The sequence below is a fragment of the Streptomyces sp. WM6386 genome, assembly GCF_000972385.1.
Classification (GTDB): Bacteria; Actinomycetota; Actinomycetes; order Streptomycetales; family Streptomycetaceae; genus Streptomyces.
In genome coordinates this window covers 116,295-138,698 of sequence record NZ_JXTE01000003.1, presented here as the reverse complement: position 1 = coordinate 138,698, position 22,404 = coordinate 116,295, and the positions used below count along the sequence as shown (strand labels likewise).

The 22,404-nt window shown below is 70.7% G+C and carries 20 protein-coding genes; 9 read left to right on the top strand and 11 right to left on the bottom strand.

What is annotated here, in order from left to right; all coding sequences use genetic code 11:
• The first annotated feature begins 109 nt into the window (after positions 1-109).
• Genes TN53_RS02925 through TN53_RS02915 form a run of 3 tightly spaced genes read left to right on the top strand, consistent with a single transcriptional unit; the run spans position 110 to position 5,576 of the window.
• Positions 110-3,565: a DNA polymerase III subunit alpha gene (locus TN53_RS02925; RefSeq protein WP_046256778.1), complete on the top strand. Its 3,456-nt coding sequence runs from the start codon at positions 110-112 to the stop codon at positions 3,563-3,565.
• Positions 3,562-4,530, top strand: coding sequence for a DNA polymerase Y family protein (locus TN53_RS02920; RefSeq protein ID WP_046256709.1), 969 nt, complete (start codon positions 3,562-3,564; stop codon positions 4,528-4,530). Before TN53_RS02925 ends, TN53_RS02920 begins: the two co-directional genes overlap by 4 nt.
• A 14-nt stretch (positions 4,531-4,544) precedes the next feature.
• Positions 4,545-5,576 carry an NADAR family protein gene (locus tag TN53_RS02915; RefSeq protein ID WP_199924499.1) on the top strand — a complete coding sequence of 344 codons (1,032 nt, stop codon included), beginning with the start codon at positions 4,545-4,547 and terminating at the stop codon, positions 5,574-5,576.
• On the opposite strand, the gene TN53_RS02910 is transcribed toward TN53_RS02915, so the two are convergent.
• On the bottom strand, positions 5,554-5,928 hold the full coding sequence (locus TN53_RS02910) for a cupin domain-containing protein (protein ID WP_046256708.1): 375 nt from the start codon (positions 5,926-5,928) through the stop codon (positions 5,554-5,556). The two genes, TN53_RS02915 and TN53_RS02910, sit on opposite strands and share 23 nt — an antisense overlap.
• A 104-nt stretch (positions 5,929-6,032) precedes the next feature.
• On the opposite strand from TN53_RS02910, the gene TN53_RS02905 reads away from it, so the two are divergent.
• Positions 6,033-6,476 carry a MarR family winged helix-turn-helix transcriptional regulator gene (locus tag TN53_RS02905; protein ID WP_046256707.1) on the top strand — a complete coding sequence of 148 codons (444 nt, stop codon included), beginning with the start codon at positions 6,033-6,035 and terminating at the stop codon, positions 6,474-6,476.
• Between the two features lie 183 nt (positions 6,477-6,659).
• Complete coding sequence (locus TN53_RS02900; protein WP_046256706.1) at positions 6,660-7,520, top strand: esterase/lipase family protein; 861 nt, start codon at positions 6,660-6,662, stop codon at positions 7,518-7,520.
• Positions 7,521-7,580: 60 nt separating this feature from the next.
• Here TN53_RS02900 and TN53_RS02895 read toward each other — a convergent pair whose 3' ends face one another.
• The gene (locus TN53_RS02895; protein ID WP_046256705.1) at positions 7,581-8,564 is read right to left on the bottom strand and encodes a lytic polysaccharide monooxygenase; all 984 of its coding nucleotides are present in this window, start codon (positions 8,562-8,564) and stop codon (positions 7,581-7,583) included.
• A gap of 159 nt (positions 8,565-8,723) precedes the next feature.
• Here TN53_RS02895 and TN53_RS02890 point away from each other — a divergent pair, with 159 nt between their 5' ends.
• Entirely contained in the window at positions 8,724-9,173 is a 450-nt protein-coding gene (locus tag TN53_RS02890) for a GNAT family N-acetyltransferase (RefSeq protein ID WP_046256704.1), read from the top strand.
• Positions 9,174-9,202: 29 nt separating this feature from the next.
• Here the strand turns inward: TN53_RS02890 and TN53_RS49080 are convergent, their stop codons facing one another.
• A complete protein-coding gene (locus TN53_RS49080) occupies positions 9,203-9,337 on the bottom strand; it encodes a hypothetical protein (protein WP_095046253.1) in 135 nt (44 codons plus the stop codon).
• Positions 9,338-9,510: 173 nt separating this feature from the next.
• Between TN53_RS49080 and TN53_RS02885 the strand changes: the two genes are divergently transcribed.
• Positions 9,511-10,125 carry a class I SAM-dependent methyltransferase gene (locus TN53_RS02885; RefSeq protein WP_046256703.1) on the top strand — a complete coding sequence of 205 codons (615 nt, stop codon included), beginning with the start codon at positions 9,511-9,513 and terminating at the stop codon, positions 10,123-10,125.
• Positions 10,126-10,221: 96 nt separating this feature from the next.
• On the opposite strand, the gene TN53_RS02880 is transcribed toward TN53_RS02885, so the two are convergent.
• Positions 10,222-10,725, bottom strand: coding sequence for a DUF402 domain-containing protein (locus TN53_RS02880; RefSeq protein WP_046256702.1), 504 nt, complete (start codon positions 10,723-10,725; stop codon positions 10,222-10,224).
• Positions 10,706-11,635 (bottom strand): GNAT family N-acetyltransferase, encoded by a 930-nt coding sequence (locus tag TN53_RS02875; protein ID WP_046256701.1) that lies wholly within the window; start codon positions 11,633-11,635, stop codon positions 10,706-10,708. The genes TN53_RS02880 and TN53_RS02875 overlap by 20 nt, the downstream gene beginning before the upstream one ends.
• 72 nt (positions 11,636-11,707) lie before the next feature.
• Here TN53_RS02875 and TN53_RS02870 point away from each other — a divergent pair, with 72 nt between their 5' ends.
• Positions 11,708-12,079 carry a GntR family transcriptional regulator gene (locus TN53_RS02870; protein ID WP_046256700.1) on the top strand — a complete coding sequence of 124 codons (372 nt, stop codon included), beginning with the start codon at positions 11,708-11,710 and terminating at the stop codon, positions 12,077-12,079.
• 36 nt (positions 12,080-12,115) lie between these two features.
• Here TN53_RS02870 and TN53_RS02865 read toward each other — a convergent pair whose 3' ends face one another.
• Together TN53_RS02865 and TN53_RS02860 are read right to left on the bottom strand one after the other, a co-directional pair.
• Positions 12,116-12,841 (bottom strand): DUF72 domain-containing protein, encoded by a 726-nt coding sequence (locus TN53_RS02865; RefSeq protein WP_046256699.1) that lies wholly within the window; start codon positions 12,839-12,841, stop codon positions 12,116-12,118.
• Between the two features lie 19 nt (positions 12,842-12,860).
• Positions 12,861-13,955: a DUF5925 domain-containing protein gene (locus TN53_RS02860; protein ID WP_046256776.1), complete on the bottom strand. Its 1,095-nt coding sequence runs from the start codon at positions 13,953-13,955 to the stop codon at positions 12,861-12,863.
• A 157-nt stretch (positions 13,956-14,112) separates the two neighbouring features.
• Here TN53_RS02860 and TN53_RS02855 point away from each other — a divergent pair, with 157 nt between their 5' ends.
• A complete protein-coding gene (locus tag TN53_RS02855; protein WP_046256698.1) occupies positions 14,113-15,534 on the top strand; it encodes a GH39 family glycosyl hydrolase in 1,422 nt (473 codons plus the stop codon).
• 94 nt (positions 15,535-15,628) lie between these two features.
• Here TN53_RS02855 and TN53_RS02850 read toward each other — a convergent pair whose 3' ends face one another.
• From TN53_RS02850 to TN53_RS02835, 4 genes are read right to left on the bottom strand one after another with little or no spacing between them, the layout of a single operon-like run.
• Positions 15,629-19,468: a lipopolysaccharide biosynthesis protein gene (locus tag TN53_RS02850; RefSeq protein WP_046256697.1), complete on the bottom strand. Its 3,840-nt coding sequence runs from the start codon at positions 19,466-19,468 to the stop codon at positions 15,629-15,631.
• Positions 19,461-20,261, bottom strand: a complete 801-nt coding sequence (locus tag TN53_RS02845) for a polysaccharide deacetylase family protein (protein WP_199924498.1) — start codon at positions 20,259-20,261, stop codon at positions 19,461-19,463. Before TN53_RS02845 ends, TN53_RS02850 begins: the two co-directional genes overlap by 8 nt.
• Positions 20,254-21,243, bottom strand: coding sequence for a glycosyltransferase (locus TN53_RS02840; protein ID WP_046256696.1), 990 nt, complete (start codon positions 21,241-21,243; stop codon positions 20,254-20,256). Before TN53_RS02840 ends, TN53_RS02845 begins: the two co-directional genes overlap by 8 nt.
• Positions 21,240-22,061, bottom strand: coding sequence for a glycosyltransferase family 2 protein (locus tag TN53_RS02835; RefSeq protein ID WP_046256695.1), 822 nt, complete (start codon positions 22,059-22,061; stop codon positions 21,240-21,242). Before TN53_RS02835 ends, TN53_RS02840 begins: the two co-directional genes overlap by 4 nt.
• Positions 22,062-22,404 lie beyond the last annotated feature (343 nt).

Here is a 22,404-nt window from a genome sequence, read left to right as displayed (position 1 = left end):
CGTTTACGCAGGTGGGAGGCGGCCGAACGGTTGTCGTACACACGTTCGGGATTGGGGGTATGGTGGGGGTGAGGCAGTTGGGAACTGATGTTCGAAAATGGAGGCGCGGGTGCCAGGGTTCACGCATCTGCACACCGTTTCCGGGTTCTCCCTGCGCTACGGCGCCTCCCACCCGGAGCGGCTGGCCGAGCGCGCCTTCGAGCGGGGCATGGACGCCCTCGCCCTCACCGACCGCGACACCCTCGCGGGCACGGTCCGCTTCGCCAAGGCCTGCGCGAAGGCAGGAGTGCGGCCGGTGTTCGGTGTGGAGCTGGCGGTGGAGGAATTCGCGCCGGAGCCCGCAGGGCAGGGCGTTTCCGTACGACCCGAAAAGCGTCGCGCGCCCGTGCGCGGAGGTGCCTTCATCGATGAGTCGACACCCCGCGTCACCTTCCTCGCCCGGGACGGCGCCCACGGCTGGGCCGACCTGTGCCGGCTCGTCACGGCGGCACACTCCGAGAAGGGGAGCAAAGGTGCGCAGGGCGCGCCCCTGCTGCCCTGGACCGAGAACAAAGGGGACGGCCTGACCGTCCTGCTCGGCCCCGCCTCCGACGTCGGCCGCGCCCTCGCCGCCGGACGCCCGGACCGGGCGGCCCGGCTCCTGGCCCCCTGGCGCGAGACCTACGGCGACGCCCTCAGACTGGAGGCCGTCTGGCACGGCCGCGAGGGAACCGGCCCCGGCTCCCTGCGCCTCGCCGCCCGCACCGTCGGCTTCGCCGCCGAACAGCGTGTGCGTCCCGTGCTCAGCAACGCCGTCCGCTACGCCGACCCCGGCCAGGGCCCGGTCGCCGACGTCCTGGACGCCGCTCGTCGCCTGGTCCCCGTCGACCCGACGAAGGAGCTGGACTCCGGCGAGGCCTGGCTCAAGGACCCGTCCGCCATGCTGGCGGCGGCCGAGCGGATCGTGGAGGCCGCGGGCTTCAGGCGTGACACCGCCCACCGGCTGCTGGAGCAGACCCGGGCGACGGCGGCCGAGTGTCTGGTCGACCCCGAGGACGACCTCGGCATCGGCACCGTCCACTTCCCCGAACCGCACCTCGTCGGCGCGAGCCGCCGCACCGCCCAGCGGACGCTCGCCTCACGGGCGGCGGCGGGGATGGTGCTGAAGGGGTACGCCGGTCAGCGCGCCTACTGGGAGCGGATGCACCGGGAGCTGGACATCATCGCCCACCACGGCTACGCCTCCTACTTTCTGACGGTCGCTCAAGTGGTGGACGACGTACGGGACATGGGCATCCGGGTGGCCGCGCGCGGCTCCGGTGCCGGCTCCCTCGTCAACCACCTCCTCGGCATCGCCCACGCCGACCCGGTCGAACACGGGCTGCTGATGGAGCGGTTCCTGTCCAAACGCCGGCTCGTGCTGCCCGACATCGACATCGACGTGGAGTCCGCCCGTCGCCTGGAGGTCTACCGTGCGATCATCGGCCGGTTCGGCACCGAGCGGGTGGCGACGGTCGCGATGCCGGAGACGTACCGGGTGCGGCACGCGATCCGGGACGTGGGCGCGGCCCTGTCCATGGACCCCGCCGACATCGACCGCATCGCCAAATCCTTCCCGCACATCCGCGCCCGCGACGCCCGCGCGGCGCTGGAAGAGCTGCCCGAACTCAAGGAGCTCGCGGGGGAGAAGGAGCGGTACGGACGGCTCTGGGAGCTGACCGAGGCCCTCGACGCCCTCCCGCGCGGAGTCGCCATGCACCCGTGCGGGGTGCTCCTCTCCGACGCGTCCTTGCTCCACCGCACGCCGGTCATGCCGACCAGTGGCGAGGGCTTCCCCATGTCGCAGTTCGACAAGGACGACGTGGAGGATCTCGGGCTGCTCAAGCTGGACGTGCTGGGCGTGCGGATGCAGTCGGCGATGGCGCACGCGGTCGCGGAGGTGGAGCGGGCGTCGGGGGAGCGGGTCGACCTGGACGCCGTACCGCCGGGCGACCCGGCGACGTACCAACTCATCCGTTCCACCGAGACGTTGGGCTGCTTCCAGATCGAGTCGCCGGGGCAGCGGGATCTCGTCGGGCGGCTTCAGCCGGCCACTTTCCACGACCTCGTCGTCGACATCTCGCTCTTCCGGCCGGGTCCGGTCGCCGCCGACATGGTGCGGCCGTTCATCGAGGCCCGGCACGGGCGGGCGCCGGTGCGCTATCCGCACCCGGACCTGGCGGAGCCGCTGAAGGGGACGTACGGGGTCGTCGTCTTCCACGAGCAGATCATCGACATCGTCGACATCATGACCGGCTGCGGCCGCGGCGAGGCGGACCGGGTGCGGCGCGGGCTGTCCGACCCGGAGTCGCAGGGGCGGATCCGGTTCTGGTTCGCGCAGCACGCGGCGGTGAACGGATACGACGCGGAAACGATTCAGCGGACCTGGGAGATCATCGAGGCCTTCGGTTCGTACGGCTTCTGCAAGGCCCACGCGGTCGCCTTCGCCGTACCGACGTACCAGTCGGCGTGGCTGAAGGCGCACCATCCGGCGGCCTTCTACGCGGGGCTGCTCACGCACGACCCCGGGATGTATCCGAAGCGGCTGCTGCTGGCGGACGCGCGGCGGCGTGGGGTGCCGATCCTGCCGTTGGATGTGAACCGGTCGGCGGTCGCACACTGTATCGAACTGGTGTCTGAATCCCCTGTGGTGTGGGGGCTGCGGCTCGCCCTCTCCGACGTGTATGGCATCAGCGAGGCCGAGGCGGCGCGGATCGCGGACGGGCGGCCGTACGACTCACTGCTGGACTTCTGGGAGCGGGCCCGGCCGAGCCGACCGCTGGCCCAACGGCTGGCTCAGGTGGGTGCGTTGGACTCCTTCGGGGCCAACCGGCGTGACCTTCAACTGCACTTGACCGAGCTGCACCGGGGAGCGAGAGGTGCCGGTGGCGGCCAACTGCCGCTGGCGGGCGGACGGAAGACCGCGCCCGCCGGGCTCCCGGACCTGTCCTCCGCCGAGAAGCTCAGTGCCGAACTGGGCGTGCTGTCGATGGACGCCTCGCGCAACCTGATGGACGACCACCGGGAGTTCCTGGCGGAGCTGGGCGTGGTCGACGCACGCCGGCTGCGGGACGCGCGGCACGGCGAGACGGTCCTCGTCGCGGGCGCCAAGGCGGCCACCCAGACACCGCCGATCCGGTCCGGCAAGCGGGTCATCTTCAGCACCCTGGACGACGGCACCGGCCTGGTCGACCTCGCCTTCTTCGACGACTCGCACGACGCCTGCGCCCACACCGTCTTCCACTCCTGGCTGCTGCTGGTGCGCGGGGTCGTGCAGCGCCGCGGCCCGCGCAGCCTAAGCGTGGTGGGCGCCGCCGCCTGGAACCTCGCCGAACTGGTCGAACTGCGCGCCGAGCACGGCCTCGACGCGGTCTCCGCCCGGCTGGCGGAGCCCGTGCCGGAAGGGGCCGGTGATTCGACCGGCGGCCGGCGCATCCAGATGCCGACGGGATACGAACTGCATCCGTGGGCGGATCTGCGACCGGCGGGTCAAGAGCCTTCACAGGTACGGAAGTTGTGGCACCAGAGTCCGGGGAGTGCGGGATGACCATCCTCTGCGTACGTTTCCAGCTGCCGCCGACGGGTGAGGCGGCCCTGTCGGGTCTGCTCGGGTTGCTGGAGGAGTTCACGCCGGTCGTCGAGGCGTTGCCACCGGACGCGGCCCTGGCCGATCTGCGGGGCGCCGAACGGTACTTCGGGCGGAACGCCGTCGAACTGGCCTCGGTGATCCGGGTTCGCGCCCTCGCACTGTACGGGGTCGACTGCGTGATCGGCGCGGGGCCGGGCCGGATGCTGGCCCGGATGGCGATGAAGGACGCGCGGCCCGGGCTGACCTGCGCGGTGACCGAGGAGGAGGGTGCGGACTTCCTCGCCGGGAAGCCCGTCGCCGCGCTCCCCGGCGTCGGTACGGCCACCGCCCGCACCCTGAGCGAGTACGGCCTCGACACCCTCGGCCGGGTCGCCGCCGCGCCCCTGTCCACGCTCCAGCGTCTGGTGGGTGCGCGGGTCGGCCGCGAACTGCGGGAGAAGGCGAGCGGAGTCGATCGCGGCCGGGTGGTCCCGAACGCGATCTCCCGCTCCCTGGCCGCCGAACACCCCTTCACTCGCGACGAGTTGGATCCTGACCGGCACCGCCGCGGGCTGCTCTCCGCCGCCGACGAACTGGGCGCCCGACTGCGCGCCCTGGACAAGGTCTGCGGCGCCCTCACCCTCACGGTCCGCTACGCCGACAGGTCGGCGACGACCCGCACCCGCACTCTGAAGGAACCCACCGCGCACTCGGCCGCGCTGACCAGGACGGCCTACGAGATGTACGAGGCACTCGGCCTCCAGCGCGCCCGGGTCCGCTCGCTGTCCCTGCGCGCCGAGAGCCTCGGCCCCGCCGAACAGGCCTCCCACCAGCTCACCTTCGACCCCGTCGACGACAAGCTCCGCCGCATCGAGGAGGTCGCGGACCGCGTGCGGGCCAGGTTCGGGCCGCACGCGGTGATGCCGGGGGCGCTGGCGGCGTGACATAGGGTGCCCGCATGACATGGCGGGGGCCGACGTATCGGACGGTGGACGGGGAGAAGGTCGACGGGGTCTGGTGCCATGTGTGGCGCCGGCACCAGCTGGGCGACGTGTACTACGTGGATGATCTCGTCGTGTACGCGGACGGCGCGATCAAGTGCGAGGGAACCGACCTCATCGACCTGGCCGGACTGGAGCGCAGGCTGACCAAGGGGACCGTCGCGGTGCGGGATCCCGGGGCGCAGTCCAGCTGGGGCGCCCGGTACCCCGAGCCGCTCACCCCGGAGACCTTTCTCCTCGAAGTCGCCGACCGCATCGAGGAGTTGAGCGGCAGACCGACGACGGCCCAGCGTTGTCACGAGGCGATCCGGCACTACCGGCAGGAGTCGACCGAGCTCGGCCGTGAGGCCCTTCGAAAGGCATACCTGGCGATTCCGGCGCACCTTCGCGTCTACGTCCTGGGCGACATGGAGCGCCAGGACCGCCCCCTGCGGATCCTGCTCACCGACGTGGGCGAGCCCGTGGACGGGGACGGCCCGGTGGTGACGGAGGAGATGCACCGGGACGTTCTCGAGTTCTTCGAGGAGTACGACCACGGAGTCACGGAGCGGCCGCGACCGGTGTACGCGGACGACCCGGCCGAGGCCGTCCCGCCACCCGTCGTTCTGCGCGACGTCATCTACCCCCGGGGCTGGCCCGAGGAACTCGACCTCTTCGTGCTGCGGAACAACTACCCCGCCGAGGTCCACTTCGCCGGCGGCACCCATCCCTCCGTGCACGAGGGTTACTGGACCCTGGCCGAGAGCCACCGGGGCGACGACTGGTCCGACGTACGCCTCGCCGTCATGGCCGGCCTCCTGCGCGCGAAGTTCACCCGGCACCCCGACCTCGCCGAGATCCTCCTTGCCACCGGCAACGCGACGATCAGTTACACCGGCAACAAGGAGTCCCCCTACTGGCGGGACGCCGGCTCCCGCGGCGGCCGCAACTGGATCGGCCGGCTGCTGGAGTTGGTCCGCTCCGAGCTCAGTTGGCCCACGGGGGAGTGATGACCGCGCCGTCGGCCAGCTTCGCCTGCAGGCCGATGGATGTGGTGACCCAGGAGACCGCGGTCCGGTCGGTCGGGTTCTCGACGCTCAGGGTCGCGCCGGGGTTGATGATCAGGGTGTCACCCGCCGTGATGCGGTGGGTGTCGTCGTCGAGGGTGATCAGGAGTTCGCCGTCGAGGAGATGGAAGATCTCCTCGCGGTTGACCGTGTGAGCGGGCGCTTTCGTCCCCGCCGGGATCTCGCCGCGCCAGGCGCACAGCTCCTTGCTGCCGGTGAGGGGAGTGGCGTACGAGACGAAGCGGGCGCCGTGGATCTCGTGCGTGACGGCTTCGGACGAGCGGATGACGGGCATGGAGTGCCTCCGGATCGGCGTATCGGTAATTGGTCAAGCAGCTTGACTATGTGCTCTATGGTCAAGCTGCTTGACCAACCTGTCAAGGGTGTTTCAATGCATCCGTGCAGAACTCCGAAGCCCTGGCCCTGTCCGCCGTCCTGCTCGCCGCCGCGGGTGAGCTGACGCATCGCATCAACGACGGTGTCGTCGCGCGGGGGTTCGAGGCGCGGCCCATGTACGGGTTCGCCTTCACCCGGCTCGCCCCGGACGGGGCCACGGTCACCGATCTCGCCGTCCATCTGGGAGTGACGAAGCAGGCCGCCAGTCAGCTCGTCGAGGATCTCGTGCGGAAGGGGTACGTCGAACGGCGGCCGCATCCCGGCGACGCGCGGGCCAGGCTCGTCGTGCTGACCGAACGGGGGTGGGCGTGCACCCGGGCTGCGGAGGAGGCGGCCGCGGAGGCCGTTCGGGGGTGGGTCGAACTGATCGGTGAGGGTGAAGTGCGGGCGTTGCGTGATCAATTGGCGCGCATCGCCCCCTATGGTCCCATCAGGCCTGCCTGGTGATGGTTCATCAGTGAATGCACTTGAGCGGCACTCGTCTTCGATTAGCACTGGAAGTTTTTACTGACGCGTAACTTCACAAGTGCACTACCCATTCGTAACTTGACGAGTGAACAGCATCCTCGTGATCCGGATCACAGGGCGTAAGGCCGTCGCAACTCCCTTGAGCCGCAAGGAGATCACCCGATGCTGCCCTGGAAACGCCTGCTCAGACCCCTGACCGCACTGCTGCTCACCGCCGCGGTCGCCATCGCCCCCGCCGCCACCGCTCACGCGACCGACGCACCCAGCAGAGGCTGGAACGACTTCTCCTGCAAGCCGTCCGCCGCCCATCCCCACCCCGTCGTCCTCGTGCACGGCACCTTCGCCAACTCCGTCGACAACTGGCTGGGTCTCGCGCCGTACCTGAAGACCCGCGGGTACTGCGTCTACTCCTTCGACTACGGCCAACTGCCCGGAGTCCCCGTCTTCTACGGACTCGGCCCCATCGACAAGTCGGCCGAGCAGCTGTCCACCTTCGTCGACAAGGTGCTCGGCTCGACCGGCGCCACCGAGACCGACCTCGTCGGCCACTCGCAGGGCGGCATGATGCCCCGCTACTACCTCAAGTTCCTCGGCGGAGCCGCGAAGGTGGACGCCCTCGTCGGCATCGCGCCCAGCAACCACGGCACCACACTGAGCGGCTTCACCCACTTGCTGGACTACTTCCCCGGAGCCGGCGACCTGCTCTCGCAGAACACCCCGGCCCTCGCCGACCAGGTCGCCGGATCGCCCTTCCTCACCAAACTCAACGAGGGCGGCGACACCGTCCCCGGCGTGAAGTACACGGTCCTCGCCACCAAGTACGACGAGGTGGTCACGCCGTACCGGAGCCAGTTCCTCAGCGGATCCGGCGTCAACAACGTGGTGATCCAGGACCTGTGCCCGCTCGACCTCTCCGAACACGCGGCGATCGGACTGCTCGACCTGATCGCCTTCCACGAGGTCACCAACGCGCTCGACCCCGCGCACGCCACCCCGACCACCTGTGCGTCGGTCCTCGGATAAGGCATGACCGGGGGCTGTCCGGCCTGAGCCGCCGGACAGCCCCCGCCCCCCGTGGTGGTCTCAGCGGCCTTGCCGACCACCGCTCATCGCGCGCCGGCGGACCGACCCGAAGAGGATCGCCGCACCCATCGCGAGGACGGCCGCGCCGCCCATGGCGACATACGCCGTGCTGCTGTCGCCACCGGTCTCGGCGAGGTCCTCCGTGGCACCGGCCGCCTTCACCTCGTTCGCGGGCACGGCGGCGGCCGTCTCCGACTCCGTCGCGGCCGTCTCCGCCGAGGTGTCGGCGTCCTGGTCGCCGTGGCCGTGGTGCTCCACCGTCGACTCGTCCTCGCCCTCCTCGATCTGCTCCTCGGAAGGGGCGGACGCGCTCGGGGCCGGGGACGCGCCGCTCGTCGGACCACCACTGCCACCGAAGGTGACATCGGAGCAGGAGTAGAACGCCTCCGGGCTGTCCGAGCGCTGCCAGATCCCATACAGCAGCTGCGCGCCGGAACGCTTCGGGAGGGTGCCGGAGAACGTGTAGTAGCCGTTCGTCGCGGTCGGGTCGGCGGCCGTCGCCACCGGGTTGTCCAGGTCCAGGTCGTCCCAGGCCAGCGGCTGCGTCGGGTCGTAGCCCTCCTTGGTGAGGTACACCTTGAAGGTGCCCTTGTGCGGGGCGGTGACGCGGTACTTGAAGGTGTACGAGCCACTGCTCACGCTCGTCGTCGGCCAGTCCGCGCGGGTCAGGTCGAGGCCCTTGAACTCGTCGCTGTTCGCGCTGCACAGCTTGCCGTCCGGGATCAGCGACCGGTGCTGTCCGTTCGCGTCGCCTATGCGGACGCCGTTCCAGTCGTAGAGCGCCTGCGTGCCGCCGGCCGCGACCGCCGCGCTGCACGCGGTGGACTTCGGGCTCTCGGGACCTTCCGCGTAGCACTGCGCGACCCGGCTGACCGGGTCACCCAGCGTGCCGTGCGCCGACGCGGGCGCGGCGGCCAGCGAGGTGAGGGCGAGCGGGGTCAGGCCGAGGGCGGCGGCGACGGCGACCTTACGGCGTGCAGGCATGGGAGAACTCCTCGCAGCGGTTCTTGGGGATCCCGTGGGGGCGATCAGCAAGCTAGCCCCAAGAAACCGCGAAATCGCCTGCTGGGAGCGGCTGACGGAGATCCTTATGGTGCCGTTAAGGGAGTGCTCAGACTGCGATCAGGTAGGTACCGTCGCGGCATGACCGACGAGGACATCCGGCAGGCCGTCGCCGCCGACGTGGCGGCCGTGAAGAGCGTGACCGATGCGGCGTATCGCCATTACATCGAGCGCATCGGGGTGGTGCCGCAGCCCATGGAGGCGGATCACGCGGCGAACGTGGCCGCAGGGCGGGTGTTCGTGACGGGGGAGCCCGTGGTCGGGCTGGTGGTCGTCGAGGAGTACGCGGATCATCTGCACCTCGACAGCATCGCCGTCCACCCCGACGCCCACGGCAAGGGCGTCGGGGGACGGCTGTTGCGGTTCCTGGACGCACACGCGCGTGCGCTGGGTCTGCCCGAGGTCAGGCTCTACACGAACGCGATGATGTGGGAGAACCAGGAGATCTATCCGAAGTACGGATACGAGGTCGTGGAACGGAGAGTGGACGGGCCCTATGACCGCGTCCACTACCGCAAGCGACTGGACTGACGCGTCTCATGCGCCGGGTCATGCCGGCGTCAGCCGTCCGGCCACCAGGTGCGCGCGATGTCCTTTCGCACCTCGGGGCGTCCGGCGGAGCTCTCGTCGGCCTCCTCGCGGATCCGACGGGTGTCCGACTTCTTCAGGGGCTTCTGCACGGTTACGCGGCGCATGGCTGCCTCCTTCAGTGCCTACCGTGTTCCGCGTTCTCGCGGAGGTAGACCCTTTTGGGGAGAGTTACTCATCGGAGCGAATCTGTCAGTGGCGACCATCACGATTTCGACTGGCTTTCGAGTGGTGTTCCACCGCCGTCTGATTGTCAGTGCCGGGTGGCACGCTGTGGACCATGGCGAATCACAGGGAATTCGGCGCCGACGCGGGCATGGATTGGGACGCGGAAGCCGCTTCTTTCGACAACGAGCCGGACCACGGTCTGCGCGACCCCGAGGTGCGCGCCGCCTGGGCCGACCGGCTGCGTTCCTGGCTGCCCCACCGCGCCTGCGACATCCTCGACCTGGGCTGCGGCACCGGCAGTCTGTCGCTCCTCGCGGCCGAGCAGGGACACCACGTCACCGGCGTGGACAGCTCCCCGGCGATGGTGGACCTCGCCCGCGCCAAGCTCGCCGGACGTGACGCGGCGTTCCTGGTCGGTGACGCTGCGATGCCGCCGGTGGGGGAGCAGCGCTTCGACGTCGTCCTCGTACGGCATGTGCTGTGGGCGCTCCCGGACCCCGGCCGCGCCCTGCGCCACTGGCGCGAGCTGCTGCGGCCGGGAGGCCGGCTGGTGCTGATCGAGGGCGTCTGGGGTGCGGTCGCCCCGGTGGGCATACCCGCCGAGCGCCTCACCGCCCTCCTGGAGCCCGTCGCCGGACAGGTGCGGGTGGAGCGGCTGTCCGGCGACGCGGTGCTGTGGGGGAGAGCGGTGGACGACGAGCGGTACGCGGTGGTGGCGGCCGTCTGAGGCAGGTCGGTGAAGTCCGCCACGGCTCGACAGCGGTCCGAAGGGGCGCGGAGCCGCAGACGCCGACGACGCGTCGCGGCCCCTCCGGCGGAGCGCTCAGGCCAGCAGCGACTCCAGGCCGCCGTCGACGGAGGCGAACGCCTCCAGCTCGTCCAGAGCCGTCATGGCGGCGCCCGCCGCCTCGGGATCCGACTCCGCCAGACCGCTCTCGGCGAACTCGTCCTCGTCCAGGCGCAGTACGTCCGCCCCGTCCGCGGAGCGCCACAGGTCCAGGTCGAGATCCTCCACGACGAGTTCGGCACCGGAGCGCACGGCGGGGCGGGTGATGTCGCAGTACCAGCCCTTGAGCGTGCCGTCGCCGGCGCGGACCTCCTTCACCGCGTACCAGCGGTCCCGCCAGTAGTGCTCCGTGAAGACGTCCCCGGGCTCGAAGCGGACGAAGCCGAAGTCACGGACGCCCTCGCCGGCCCAGGCGGCGCGGACCGTGACGTGGTTGCCGTCGTCGCCGACCAGCTCGGCCGGGTAACGGATCTTCGTGCGGCCTGCCTTGACCAGCACCACGTCCAACCGCTCTGTCGTCTCAGCCGAGTTCGCGGACATACCGAACCTCCGTGGCGCAGATCTCGTATCCGAACCATGTGTTGATGGCGATCATGGGGCCGTTCCCGGCGTCGTTGCCGGTGAACGCGTGGGTGAACCCCGCGGCGCGGGCGCGGTGCAGGGAGTCGTTCTTGGCGAGCTTGGCCAGGCCCCTGCCGCGGTGGGCGCGGGCCGTGCCGGTCATGGCGGTGCCGTAGCGGGTGGAGCCGTCGGTGCGGGCCAGGCTGAAGGCGGCGGGACGACCGTCGACCACGGCGACCGTGGTCAGCTCGGGGCTCATCAGCGGCTGGTGCCAGGTCTCCTTGAGCCAGGCCTCGTAGTCCGTGAACTCGTAGTCGACATCGCTCGGCTCGTCGGCCAGCGTCGCCGAGTCCAGCTCGAACAGCGGGCGCGGATCGTCCGCGAAGTCGGCGCCCGTACGCAGCTCGACACCGGGCGGCGGGGTCCGGAGCGGGGGCAGGGTGCCGTTCGCGAGGTCCAGACGGAAGAAGTGCGCGGAGCGGCTCGCCCGGTAACCGCGGCGCTCGGCGAAGGCGCGGTTGCCCGGCTCGTCCAGGGCCCAGGCGAACAGCTTCGTCGCGCCGAGCCCCGCGAGGTACTCCTCGGCGGTGCGCACCAGCAGCGTGCCGGCGCCGTGCCGGACGCGCTCCGGGTGCACGTACACGTTGACGTAGCCCTGTCCCGGCTCCGGGCTGTCGTGCACGAGGCCGACCTGGGCCGTGCCGATCGCCTCGCCGTCCTGCTCCGCGAGGAGCGGGCGGTAATGGGCGTCGGGGTGCGTCTGGGCGACGTCGTAGGCGAGCGAGTGCGGGGTGAACATCACGAAGGGCAGGGCGGCGTCGCGGACGCGGACGAAGGCCTCGAAGTCGCTCCGGACGCCGGGGCGGAGGGCGCGCACGGTCACAGTCATGTGATCGGACGCTACGGGGGAGACAGACGCGGCCGCCTCTCAATTTTCCGAGGGGTGCGGGACAATCGGCCCGTGACCTTGAAGATCGACATCGACGACAGCGCGCCGTCGTACGAGCAGGTGCGGGCGCAGATCTCCGAACAGGCGCGGACGGGGGCGCTGCCGGTCGGCTACCGGCTGCCGACCGTGCGCGGGCTGGCCGAGTCGCTGGGCCTGGCGCCGAACACGGTGGCCAAGGCGTACCGGGCGCTGGAGACCGACGGGGTGATCGAGACGCGGGGCCGCAACGGCACGTTCGTCGCCGCGGCGGGCGCGGCCGCGGAGCGGGAGCTGGCGTCTGCGGCCCAGGCCTACGTGGAGCGGGCCCGGCGGCTGGGAGTGGCCGAGGACGCGGCACTGGCCGCCGTGAGCGACGCGGTGCGGGCGGCCTACGGGACGGGCTGAGCGGGGTTCGGCACCGCGCCGTGGCCACCGCGTGGGTCAGCGGCCGAGGAGCCCGGTGAACGCCGTCGCGTCCCGCACCGCCGCCCCGTTCGGGTCGTTGTTGAAGTACGCGTACACGTCCTCGTCCGCGGCCCAGGTGTCCCCGATCCGGCCCGCCCAGGTCTCCAGCGACCGCCCGCCGTACCGCGGCCACTCCCGCGCCCGCCCCTCGTGGAAACGGACGTAGCCCCAGTCCGTCGTGCGCCACAGCGGGGTCACCGGGCGGGCGCGGACGTCCGCCCAGCACAGGGCCGCGCCGCGGGACTCCAGGACCTCGCGCACCTGCGGCGTCCACCACGACTCGTGCCGTGGCTCGACCGCGACCCGGACGCCGGACGGGAAGCAGGACAGGCACGCGTCCAGCAACTCCGCGTCGGCCTTCAGCGTCGGTGGGAGCTGGAGGAGCACCGGCCCCAGACGCGGGCCCAGGCCCTCCGCGTGTGCCAGCAGCCGGCCGACCGGCTCCCGGGGTTCCTTCAGCCGCTTGATGTGGGTCAGATAGCGGCTCGCCTTGACCGCGACCACGAAGTCCCCCGGGACCCGCTTCCGCCAGTCCGCGAAGTTCTCCCGCGACGGCAACCGGTAGAAGGCGTTGTTGATCTCGACCGTCGGGAAGCGCGTCGCGTACTCCTCCAGCCAGAGCCGCATCGGACAGCCGGCCGGATAGAGAACGCCCCGCCAGTCCTTGTACTGCCATCCGGACGTGCCGACGAACCAGGTCATACATCCATCAAAGCACCGGCTAGAGATACAGCCCCGCGTCCGCCCCCTCGCGCGGCTCCGGCAGTGCCGTCGGGGACGTGCCCCGGCGCAGCGCGTACAGCTCCGCCAGGGTGGCTCCCTCGCGGCCCACCCCCTCCTCCGAGCCCAGCCAGTCCACGGCCTCCCGGCGGGTCAGCCGGCCCACCTCGATGCGGGCCAGACAGCGGCCGGGGCGGACGACGGCCGGGTGCAGACGCTCCAGGTCCTCGTTGGTGGTGACACCGACCAGGACGTTGCGGCCCTGGCCCAGCAGGCCGTCGGTCAGGTTCAGCAGCCGTGACAGGGCCTGGCCCGCCGTGTGCTTGGCCTCGCCGCGGATCAGTTCGTCGCAGTCCTCCAGGAGCAGCAGCCGCCAGCGGCCCTTGCCCGTCGAGTCGTCCTCGCCGATCGCGATGTCCATCAGATAGCCGACGTCGGTGAAGAGCCGCTCGGGGTCCAGTACGCAGTCCACCTGGCACCAGTCCCGCCAGGACCGGGCCAGGGTCCGCAGCGCCGACGTCTTGCCGGTGCCCGGCGGACCGTGCAGCAGGAGCAGCCGGCCGGCGATGCCCTCCGGGGTCGTGCCCATGAGGCTGTGCATCGCCTCGGCGACCGGCGCCGTGTAGTTCTCCCGCACCTCGTCCCAGGTGCCGGCCGCGATCTGCCGGGTCGTGCGGTGCGGGCCGCGGCGCGGTGAGTAGTACCAGAAGCCCATGTTCACGTTCTCGGGCTGGGGCTCGGGCTCGTCCGACGCGCCCTCGGTGGCCTGGTCGAGGACCTTCTGCGCGAGCTCGGCGCTGGTCGCCGTGACGGTGACGTCCGCGCCGCGGTTCCAGCGGGAGACCAGCAGGGTCCAGCCGTCGCCCTCCGCCAGGGTCGCGCTGCGGTCGTCGTCGCGGGCGATGCGCAGCACCCGGGCGTTGTCCGGGAGCAAGGTCGCCCCGGACCGTACGCGGTCGATGTTCGCCGCGTGCGAGTACGGCTGCTCGCCCGTCGCGAAGCGGCCGAGGAACAGCGCGTCGACGACGTCGGACGGCGAGTCGCTGTCGTCGACGTTGAGCCGGATCGGCAGAGCGTCGTGCGGGTTGGCAGACATGCCCGCCATGATCCGGCACGGGGGCGTCGCATGCATCCGGTTTCCGCGTTGCGTCCGGTGTGTCGGGTGAGACCGTTTGCGGGGCCTCGTCCTGTTACAGAGCTGTGCATCTCAAAGCTCTGCCGTAGCTGTGGCCCCCCGATTACTGTTGCCCTTGATGGGACGTCATGGGTGGAATTCGGGGGCACGGCGGTGGCGGCTCACCGCACTGCTCGGAGTGGGTGCGGCGGCGCTGGCCCTGGCCGTGACCCTCCTCAACACGCTTCCCGGGAACGGCGCGAGCACCGACGGCACCACACGCAACGGCAGCAAGGCACACGGCACTCCCACCAGCACGCCGGACGCGGAGACCCCTGAGGTGGGCTGGGGCTTCACCCACACCCAGTTCAGCGCCGACGAGGGCGCCGCCACCGCGATCGAGCGGGTCGAGGGGCGGCTCGCGGACCTCGGCGGGCTGCCGCAGAACCAGCACATCATGGGCTGGGGCGCCGACAACCCCGAGCCGGTCAGGGGGCGTTACGACTTCGAGGACATGGACCGCCGGATCGACTTCATCCGCGCCTCCGGCTCCACCCCGGTCGTCACGCTGTGCTGCGCCCCGGACTGGATGAAGGGCGGCGAGTCCGGCGTCGGCAAGACCGACTGGAGCCAGGCCTCGCTGGAGACCGCGCCGGAGCCCGCGCACTTCAAGGACTACGCCGCCCTCGCCGCCACGGTCGCCAAGCGCTACCCGGATGTCCGGCACTTCGTCGTCTGGAACGAGTTCAAGGGTTTCTGGAACGACGCCGAGGCCCGCTGGGACTACGAGGGCTACACCCAGCTCTACAACCTGGTCTACAAGGCGTTGAAGAAGGTCAACCCGCAGATCATGGTCGGCGGGCCGTATCTCGTGATGGACAGTCTCGACCCGCGCGCCGCGGACGCCTCGAAGACCTTCAAGGGCCCGTGGGGCGCCATGGACCAGCGGATTCTCGACGCCTTCGACTACTGGAACAAGAACAAGGCCGGCGCCGACTTCGTGGTCGTGGACGGCTCCAGCTACACCAACGACGACGAGCTGCTTCCGGACGAGTTCGCGGCGACCGACAAGTTCACCGCGGTCAGCCGGTGGGTGCGCGAGCAGACCGACGATCTGCCGCTGTGGTGGGCCGAGTACTACGTCGAGCCCGCCGACAGCAGGGACGAGCGCGAGGGCTGGTCCGAGAACCGTCGCGTCGCCGTGCAGGCCGCGGGGATGATCGCGCTGGCCAAGGGCGGCACCACCTCCGCCTTCTACTGGAACCCGGAGAACGAGAAGGGCACGGACTGCGCGGGCTGTCTCTGGACGCCGACCAGCGGCAGGAACGGCGGGCAGAAGCTGCCCATGTTCGATCTCGTCAGCCGGTTCAGCAAGGCGTTCCCGCCGGGCACGTCGTACCGGACGGTGTCCGTCGCCGCCGACGACGTGCCCAATGTGCGGGTCCTCGCCACCGACGACACGGTCCTGGTGGTCAACACCCTCGACCGGCAGATCAGCGCGAAGGTGGACGGGAAGACATTCGACATGGCGGCCTACGAGGTCAAGTGGCTCAGCCGCTGAGCCACGCAGAGGCCGGGTGGCTCACCCGCTGAGTCACGCAGAGGCCGAGTGGCTCACCCACTGAGCCACTCGACCACCGTCACCGCAATCGCCCTCACTTCATCGTCATGAACCGCTGCACCAGCGAGGCCAGCAGCACCGCCAGCAGCGGCAGCGAGAACCAGAAGCTGCTCTGCAGCCACCGCAACTGCCGCACGCTCGGCCGGACCGCGACCCGGACCACCTCGCGTGCCGTCAGCAGCACGATCAGCGCCAGCGCCGCGAGGCCCCCGACCACCGACCAGGGCGTCCATGTCACCTGCGGCCCGATCGGACCCGGATCCGCCTTCGGCGCCTTGCCCGCGGGCTGCTTGGCCAGCGCGTACATGGTCACGTCCGCGTTGACGAAGACCTTCTTCAGCTCCGCCCGCTTGTCCAGGTTCCGGATCAGCCGTGGCTCCCACATCTTCGAGTAGCCGACGTCCAGCTCCAGATACGTCACCTGACTGCGGTTGATCATCAGATACGAGTTCGGGCCCGCGTCACTGAGCGCCTTGACCAGGCTCGACACCAGCACCGGGTCGGTCGGCGCCAGCGTCGGCACATACTCGATCTTCTCCATGTCCCGGGCACCCCACGGCATGGCCGGCGTCACGTTGTCGACCGTGTCGTTGCTCAGCCACAGCAGCCGTACCGTCGGATCGTCGTGGGCGTACACGTAGTCCATGGCGGCGACCTCGCCGGGCCGGATCCGCTCGAAGGGCTCGTTGCCCCAACGGGCGATCAGGAAGCCGCCCATGAGGAGCAGACCCGCCATGAGGGCGGCCAGCGGGGCCAGGCTCACCCGGTCCTTGTCGCGTTCCTTCGCCGTGATCCCGGTGCGCGGGAACAGGGCGAGGCCCATCAGCAGGGCCGCGCCGGGCAGGGCGAACATGAAGACCCGCAGCGCCATCTCACCGCCGTAGGACTGCATCCCGAAGCCCAGGAACGGCACGAAGGTCAAGGCGAGCAGCGAGCGCTCCCGGTAGTGGTGGTCGCGCCGGCGCCACCAGCCCCAGCAGGCGAACGCCATCACACCGCCGGCCAGCAGCACGCGGGTGTAGAGGACGAGCTTGTGCGTCGAACTGCCGCCCTCGATCCGGCCGCCCACCGACGACTGCACATTGCCGCCGACGCCGCCGACCCCGCCGAACAGTTCGTCGAAGTGCCCGGACCAGTACGGCTCGGCCATGAAGCCCACCCACACGGCCACCATGACGGCGAACAGGATGGGCAGACCGCGCAGTTCGGACTTGCCGATCATCACGAGGGCCGCCAGCAGGCCCAGCATCACGAACGGGGTGAGCTGGTGGGCCGGGACGCTCGCCGCGAACAGCCCTATGACGACCATCAGCAGCACGGCGCGCTGGCGCCGGTTCGTCGGCTCGACCTCCGCCTCGCCGGGCCGCTTCTTCGTCCAGATCACGCGCGGGGCGCGGAAGTAGACCAGCAGGAGCGCCGCGAACACCAGATAGAGGAGATAGGTGAAGCCCTGCGGGGAGAAGTAGTCCTGGCCGACCCAGCCGCTGAGCACGAACACCCACAGGCCGGTCCACTTGGCCCGCCAGCTCGCCCTCATCGAGTGGACCAGCAGGAACATCGGGGCCAGATAGAGCAGTTGGATGGCCAGCGGCCACCAGCGGATCACCTCGGTGAAGTCCGTGACCCCGCAGGCCTCGGCGACGAACGCGGCCGCCGCGAAGAAGCCCGGCCAGCTCCAGCGCGCGTCCAGGTCGGGCACGGCGGAGCCGGTCCGGTCGATGTAGTCGAGGAAGCCCAGATGCTGCCAGGCGGTCGCGAACCGGGGTTCCGTCTCGATCACCGCGGGCAGCGCGTGCAGCGACACGACCGTCGCCAGCAGGGTGATCAGCAGCAGTGCCTTGTGCTCACGGGCCAGCCACAGCAGCGAGGCGAAGGCCACGGCCAGCAGTGCGGCGCCGATCAGTGTGGGCAGCGGCAGCACGGAGATCAGCCCGAGCCCGCCCATCTCGTCGAGGTCCGCCTCGCCGAGGCGCAGCGCGGGCACCCAGTACAGCAGCAGCGCGGCGGTCAGCAGACAGCCGAGCACGACTCCGACCCGGCTGGGCTGAAGGCGCTCGCGCCACGACAGGAGCGGCGGCTCCTCGGACACCGGCACCTCTTCCGGTACGGGTGGCTCCTCCCGTACGACCGGACGGGCGGCCTCGAACGGCGCGTCCACCTCCACCTCGGACGATGCCTCCAAAGACACCCCGGACGACGTCTGGACCGGTCCCAGCGACGCCTCGGACCCCGGTTCCCGCGCCTCCACCGGCAGCCCCACCTCGGGCAGCTTCGCCCAGGTCGGCCGGTGCGGCTCGGCATGCTGCCGGGGTCGTACCGCGGGCGTACCCGTGGGCGGTGTGCCCGGACCGGGCCGGACGTCCGGGCGGCGTTCCAGGTGGTCGAAGTCGACGTGGATGCCGAGGCCGAGCGTGTCCTGGTCGAGCGCCCAGGCGGGCCCGCGCCTGCGGACGCCCAGCGGGACGGTGGCCTCGCGCGCCCCCAGGTCGGCGAGGTCCCCGTCGGGCGCCGCGTCCTCGGCGACGGTCCCCGCGGGCGAGCCCTTGAGGACCTTGTACAGCTTGGGCGCGGCGATCGCCACGATCACCGCGAGCGAGGAGATCTCCGCGACACCGGCGCCGGTCAGCCCCATACGCGGGAGCAGCACCAGGGTCAGCCCGAGCACCAGGGCGCACAACAGGCCCTGGAGCCACGCCAGTCCGGCGGTACGGCTCTGTGCGCGCAGCACCGCGAAGTACGTCTCCATGACGACCCGCAGCACCGCGCCGATCGCGAACCAGCGCAGCAGCGGGGTCGCCGCGTCGGCGTAGCCCGGGCCGAAGACACCGAGGATCCAGGGCGCGCCGAAGAACAGCAGCCCGCAGATCGGCAGCATGATCCGCGCCATCCGCCTCAGCGCGGCACGGGTGTTGGCGGCCAGCCGCGCCGGGTCGTGGGAGCCCTCGACCGTGAGGGAGGCGCCCATGTTGATGGCGAGCAGGTTGACCGTGCCGCCGATGGTCGTGGTGATGTAGAAGTACGCGTTGTCCTCGGAGCTGACCTGCGAGGCGATGATCACCGGGATCAGATAGACCACGGCGAGCGAGAACAGCGAGCCGGTGTAGTCACCCGCGAGGAAGCGCCCGATCTCCTTCAACGATGGCGGACGCGCGCGGTCCTCGGTCGCCTTCACATGCCGGGGAGCCAGCCGGCGGAACACCAGCCAGCCCAGCGGCAGCACGGACACCGCGATGGCCGCCACCCACGACACGAAGACGCCGGCCGTCGGGATCGCCACCGCGAACGCGACCAGCAGAGCCAGCTTCACCGCGGAGAACACGGTGTTGCCGACCGGCACCCACAGCGCGCTGCGCAGCCCGGTGAGCACCCCGTCCTGCAGGGTGAGCACGTTCCAGGCGACGACGGCCAGGATGAAGCCGAGGCCGTTCACCGGACCGTGCAGGAAGCGGTACGACGGCCCCCACGCGTCCAGCGTGAGCAGGAAGACGCCCGCGGCCAGCGCGACGATCACCGAACTGCCCGCGTACGTACGGAAGATGAGCCGTCCGGTGGCCCGGCCCGCGACCGGTATGAAGCGGGCCAGGGCGCCGGTCAGGGTCACCGCGGTCAGCCCCGCGAGGAGCTTCATCGCGGCGATCGCGGCGGAGCCCTGGCCGACCGCGGACTCGGAGTAGTAGTGGGCCGCGGCCAGCCAGAAGCCGAGGCCGAGCACGGCGGAGATCCCCGTGTTCAGCATCAGGGCATAGGCGTTGCGGAACAGCTGGCTGCCGCCCGGCGACCGGCCGAGCCCGGGCAGCCGGAGGCGGCGCCCCGGCTGCTCGGGCGCCTTGGTCGCGGGCTCGGTGGCCTCAGGGGTGGTCGTCGTGTCAGACACGGGAACGGATGGCCTTCCGGCGGACCTGTCGTGCTCTTCGGACCATGGCGTATCCCTTGGTGAACGCGCGGTCCCGGGCGAAGTTCCGGGCGATGGCCCGGCCTTCGATCAGCCGACGGAACTCCTCGGCGTCCGTGCCGCGGCGCACGGTGACCCGCAGCAGCGCGTACGGCCCCTGGTGGCGGCGGGCGAGCCCGTTGCCGACGGCGAGGGCCTGGGCGTACCCCGTCTCGCGGACCTTCTCGCGCACCCGGCGACTGGAGTAGCCGTACGGGTAGGCGAACGAGGCCGGGACGGTGCCGAGTTGGTCCGTCACGATCTCCTTGCAGAGGATCAGCTCACGGCGCAGCGCGTCGTCGTCGAGCTGGTCGAGCTGCGGGTGGGTGTGGCTGTGCCCGCCGATCTCGACGCCCTCCGCGGCGAGTTCGCGCACCTGCGGCCAGTCCAGCATGGTGTCCAGGGCGTGGCCGTTGTCGTGCGGGCCGCGCAGCCACCCCGTGGACACGAACAGCGTGGCCGCGAAGCCGTGCTTGGCGAGCACGGGCAGGGCGTGCCGGTGCACACCCTCGTAACCGTCGTCGAAGGTGACCAGGACGGGCCGCTCGGGCAGCGGACGGCCCGAGCGCCAACTCGCCGCCAGTTGCGCGGTACTGATCGGGGTGTGCCCCGAGTCGCGGACGATCTCCATCTGCTGGGCGAACGCCTCGGGGGACACCGACAGTTCGCGGGTCGCCTCGTTCGGGTCGGTCGCGATCGCGTGATACATGAGAATCGGCACACGTGCGTCACCCATGCGCGTCCCCCTCGATCCGCGCCACCTGGAACGTGGCGCCGCCCCTGCGGGCCCGGACACTGCCCACCACGTACCCACCGGCGGCCGTCAGCACCCCCGCGACGATCGCGCCCGCGCGGCCCGCGCCGCCCGGCCGGGCCAGCGCGGCGTCGCGCAGCCCGCGCACCACCCCGGCGGGCAGCACCCGGGTGGTGTACCGGCGTTCGGACTCAAGGCCCTTGTCCGCGCCGACACTGCGCGCCACCAGAGCCTTCGACAGCCCCTCGGCGTACGAACGCGTGCGGAAGTACCCGAAATGCTCACGCGCCTCGGGCACCCGGTGGTGGATCACCGCCCGGTCGTCGATCAGCAGGACCGCGTCCGGTCTGGCCCGGGTGAGCCGGATGCACAGTTCGGTCTCCTCGCAGCCCAGCGGCCGCTTGTCGCCGTCCCGACCGATACCGGTGGCGAAACCGCCGGCCGCGTCGAACGCCGTACGGCGGAACGAGGCGTTGCCGCCGAGCACGTTGCGGACGCGGACCAGGCCCGGCGGCAGACCCTTGTACGTGCAGCCCACCACCCAGTCGAACTCCTCGGGGAACCAGGCAGGACGGCGCCCCGACGCCCAGATCGGCACCGTACGACCGCCCACGGCCATCACCCGCGGATCGGCGTACCCCGCGGCGAAGTGGCGCAGCCAGTCGCGCTCGGCGACGGCGTCGTCGTCGAGGAAGGCGATCACCTCGCCGCGCGAGGCGGCGATCCCGGTGTTGCGGCCCGCGGACAGACCGCGGGGACCCGCGTTGGCGAGCACCCGCACCGTGCCGGCTTCCTTGTACTCCTTGGCCAGCCGGTCCAGGAGCGCCGCGTTGTGGTCGACGACCAGCAGCGTCTCCCGCGCCGGACACGACTGCGCCGCGACCGAGGAGACCGCCGCGAGGATGTCCTCCCAGCGGTCCTCGGTGTAGACGCAGATCACGACGGAGATGTCGGGACCGCTCAAGACACCTCTCCCCGGACCGAGTCGAGCATCGGGGAGTGATGGGCCTGGCGGCGCAGCTCACGCCGGTTGGAGCGCTCGCCGAGGATCACCTTGAGCACCCGCAACCCGTCGCGCACGGCACGCAGATTGCTCGTGCCGTGGATGCGCAGGTACTCGTGGCTGGGTATCTCCTGGACCTTCAGGCCCGCCTTGACCACCCGGATGTTGATCAGGGTCTCGATCTCGAAGCCCGTGCAGTCGAGGTCGATCTTGTCGAGACAGTGCCGCCAGAACGCGTTGTATCCGTAGCAGAGATCCGTGTAGCGGGCGCCGAACTTGCGGTTGACGATCGTGCACAGCGCCCAGTTGCCGAGCTTGCGGATGAAGGTCATGTCGTCCGTGCCGCCGCCGTTGGCGAAACGGGACCCCTTCGCGAAGTCCGCGCCCGAGAGCAGGGCGGAGACATAGCTGAGGATCTCGTGGCCGTCGGCCGAGCCGTCCGCGTCGACCATCACGATGATGTCGCCGGTGCACGCCTCGAACCCGGTGATCAGCGCGTCGCCCTTGCCCTTGCCGCGCTGCTTGACGACCTTGACCTCCGGCCACAGCCCGCGGGCCACTTCCACGGTGTCGTCGGTGGAGTTCCCGTCCACCAGGACCACTTCGTGGATCCAGTCGGGCAGGGTCTTGAAGACGTACGGAAGATTCTCCGCCTCGTTCATGGCGGGAATCACCACACTCACCGGTGGCGCGATCGCCAGGTGAGTGGAGACAGGCCGGTACTTCGCGGCCGTGGACGGATCCTGGCCCGTGGTCGCCGAGCGCAGAACAGAGCTCATGAGTCTGGTTCCCTCTCGTCCGGCTGGACCGCCCGCCCCTGGGCGGCCCGGCTGTTGTCCGGTTCGAAAGGGGGGTTTGTTTCACCTACGGCATGCCGAAAGGGATCTCCGAGCATGCCCGGGTGAGCTGGCAAAGCCGGCCGACAACCGAAACGGCCGCCGGTCGCGCGGCACGACTCGGTCACAAGTGCGGTCACCGAGCACGGCACCCCCCTACCGCGCCCCGCCCCGGTCCGTCGCGGTCCTTGAGCCCTCCCCTAGTACCGCTGGGTGACGTTCCGATGCGGGTGAGATGTACGACGGTATTGATGATTGAACCCGTATGGCAAGACCTGGAACCAGG

Bases quoted from the DNA above. Each gene is read 5' to 3' on its own strand.
- TN53_RS02920 (WP_046256709.1), top strand. From the start codon at position 3,562: ATGACCATCCTCTGCGTACGTTTCCAGCTGCCGCCGACGGGTGAGGCG.
- TN53_RS02915 (WP_199924499.1), top strand. From the start codon at position 4,545: ATGACATGGCGGGGGCCGACGTATCGGACGGTGGACGGGGAGAAGGTC.
- TN53_RS02910 (WP_046256708.1), bottom strand. From the start codon at position 5,928: ATGCCCGTCATCCGCTCGTCCGAAGCCGTCACGCACGAGATCCACGGC.
- TN53_RS02900 (WP_046256706.1), top strand. From the start codon at position 6,660: ATGCTGCCCTGGAAACGCCTGCTCAGACCCCTGACCGCACTGCTGCTC.
- TN53_RS02895 (WP_046256705.1), bottom strand. From the start codon at position 8,564: ATGCCTGCACGCCGTAAGGTCGCCGTCGCCGCCGCCCTCGGCCTGACC.
- TN53_RS02890 (WP_046256704.1), top strand. From the start codon at position 8,724: ATGACCGACGAGGACATCCGGCAGGCCGTCGCCGCCGACGTGGCGGCC.
- TN53_RS49080 (WP_095046253.1), bottom strand. From the start codon at position 9,337: ATGCGCCGCGTAACCGTGCAGAAGCCCCTGAAGAAGTCGGACACCCGT.
- TN53_RS02885 (WP_046256703.1), top strand. From the start codon at position 9,511: ATGGCGAATCACAGGGAATTCGGCGCCGACGCGGGCATGGATTGGGAC.
- TN53_RS02880 (WP_046256702.1), bottom strand. From the start codon at position 10,725: ATGTCCGCGAACTCGGCTGAGACGACAGAGCGGTTGGACGTGGTGCTG.
- TN53_RS02875 (WP_046256701.1), bottom strand. From the start codon at position 11,635: ATGACTGTGACCGTGCGCGCCCTCCGCCCCGGCGTCCGGAGCGACTTC.
- TN53_RS02865 (WP_046256699.1), bottom strand. From the start codon at position 12,841: ATGACCTGGTTCGTCGGCACGTCCGGATGGCAGTACAAGGACTGGCGG.
- TN53_RS02860 (WP_046256776.1), bottom strand. From the start codon at position 13,955: ATGTCTGCCAACCCGCACGACGCTCTGCCGATCCGGCTCAACGTCGAC.
- TN53_RS02855 (WP_046256698.1), top strand. From the start codon at position 14,113: ATGGGACGTCATGGGTGGAATTCGGGGGCACGGCGGTGGCGGCTCACC.
- TN53_RS02845 (WP_199924498.1), bottom strand. From the start codon at position 20,261: ATGGGTGACGCACGTGTGCCGATTCTCATGTATCACGCGATCGCGACC.
- TN53_RS02835 (WP_046256695.1), bottom strand. From the start codon at position 22,061: ATGAGCTCTGTTCTGCGCTCGGCGACCACGGGCCAGGATCCGTCCACG.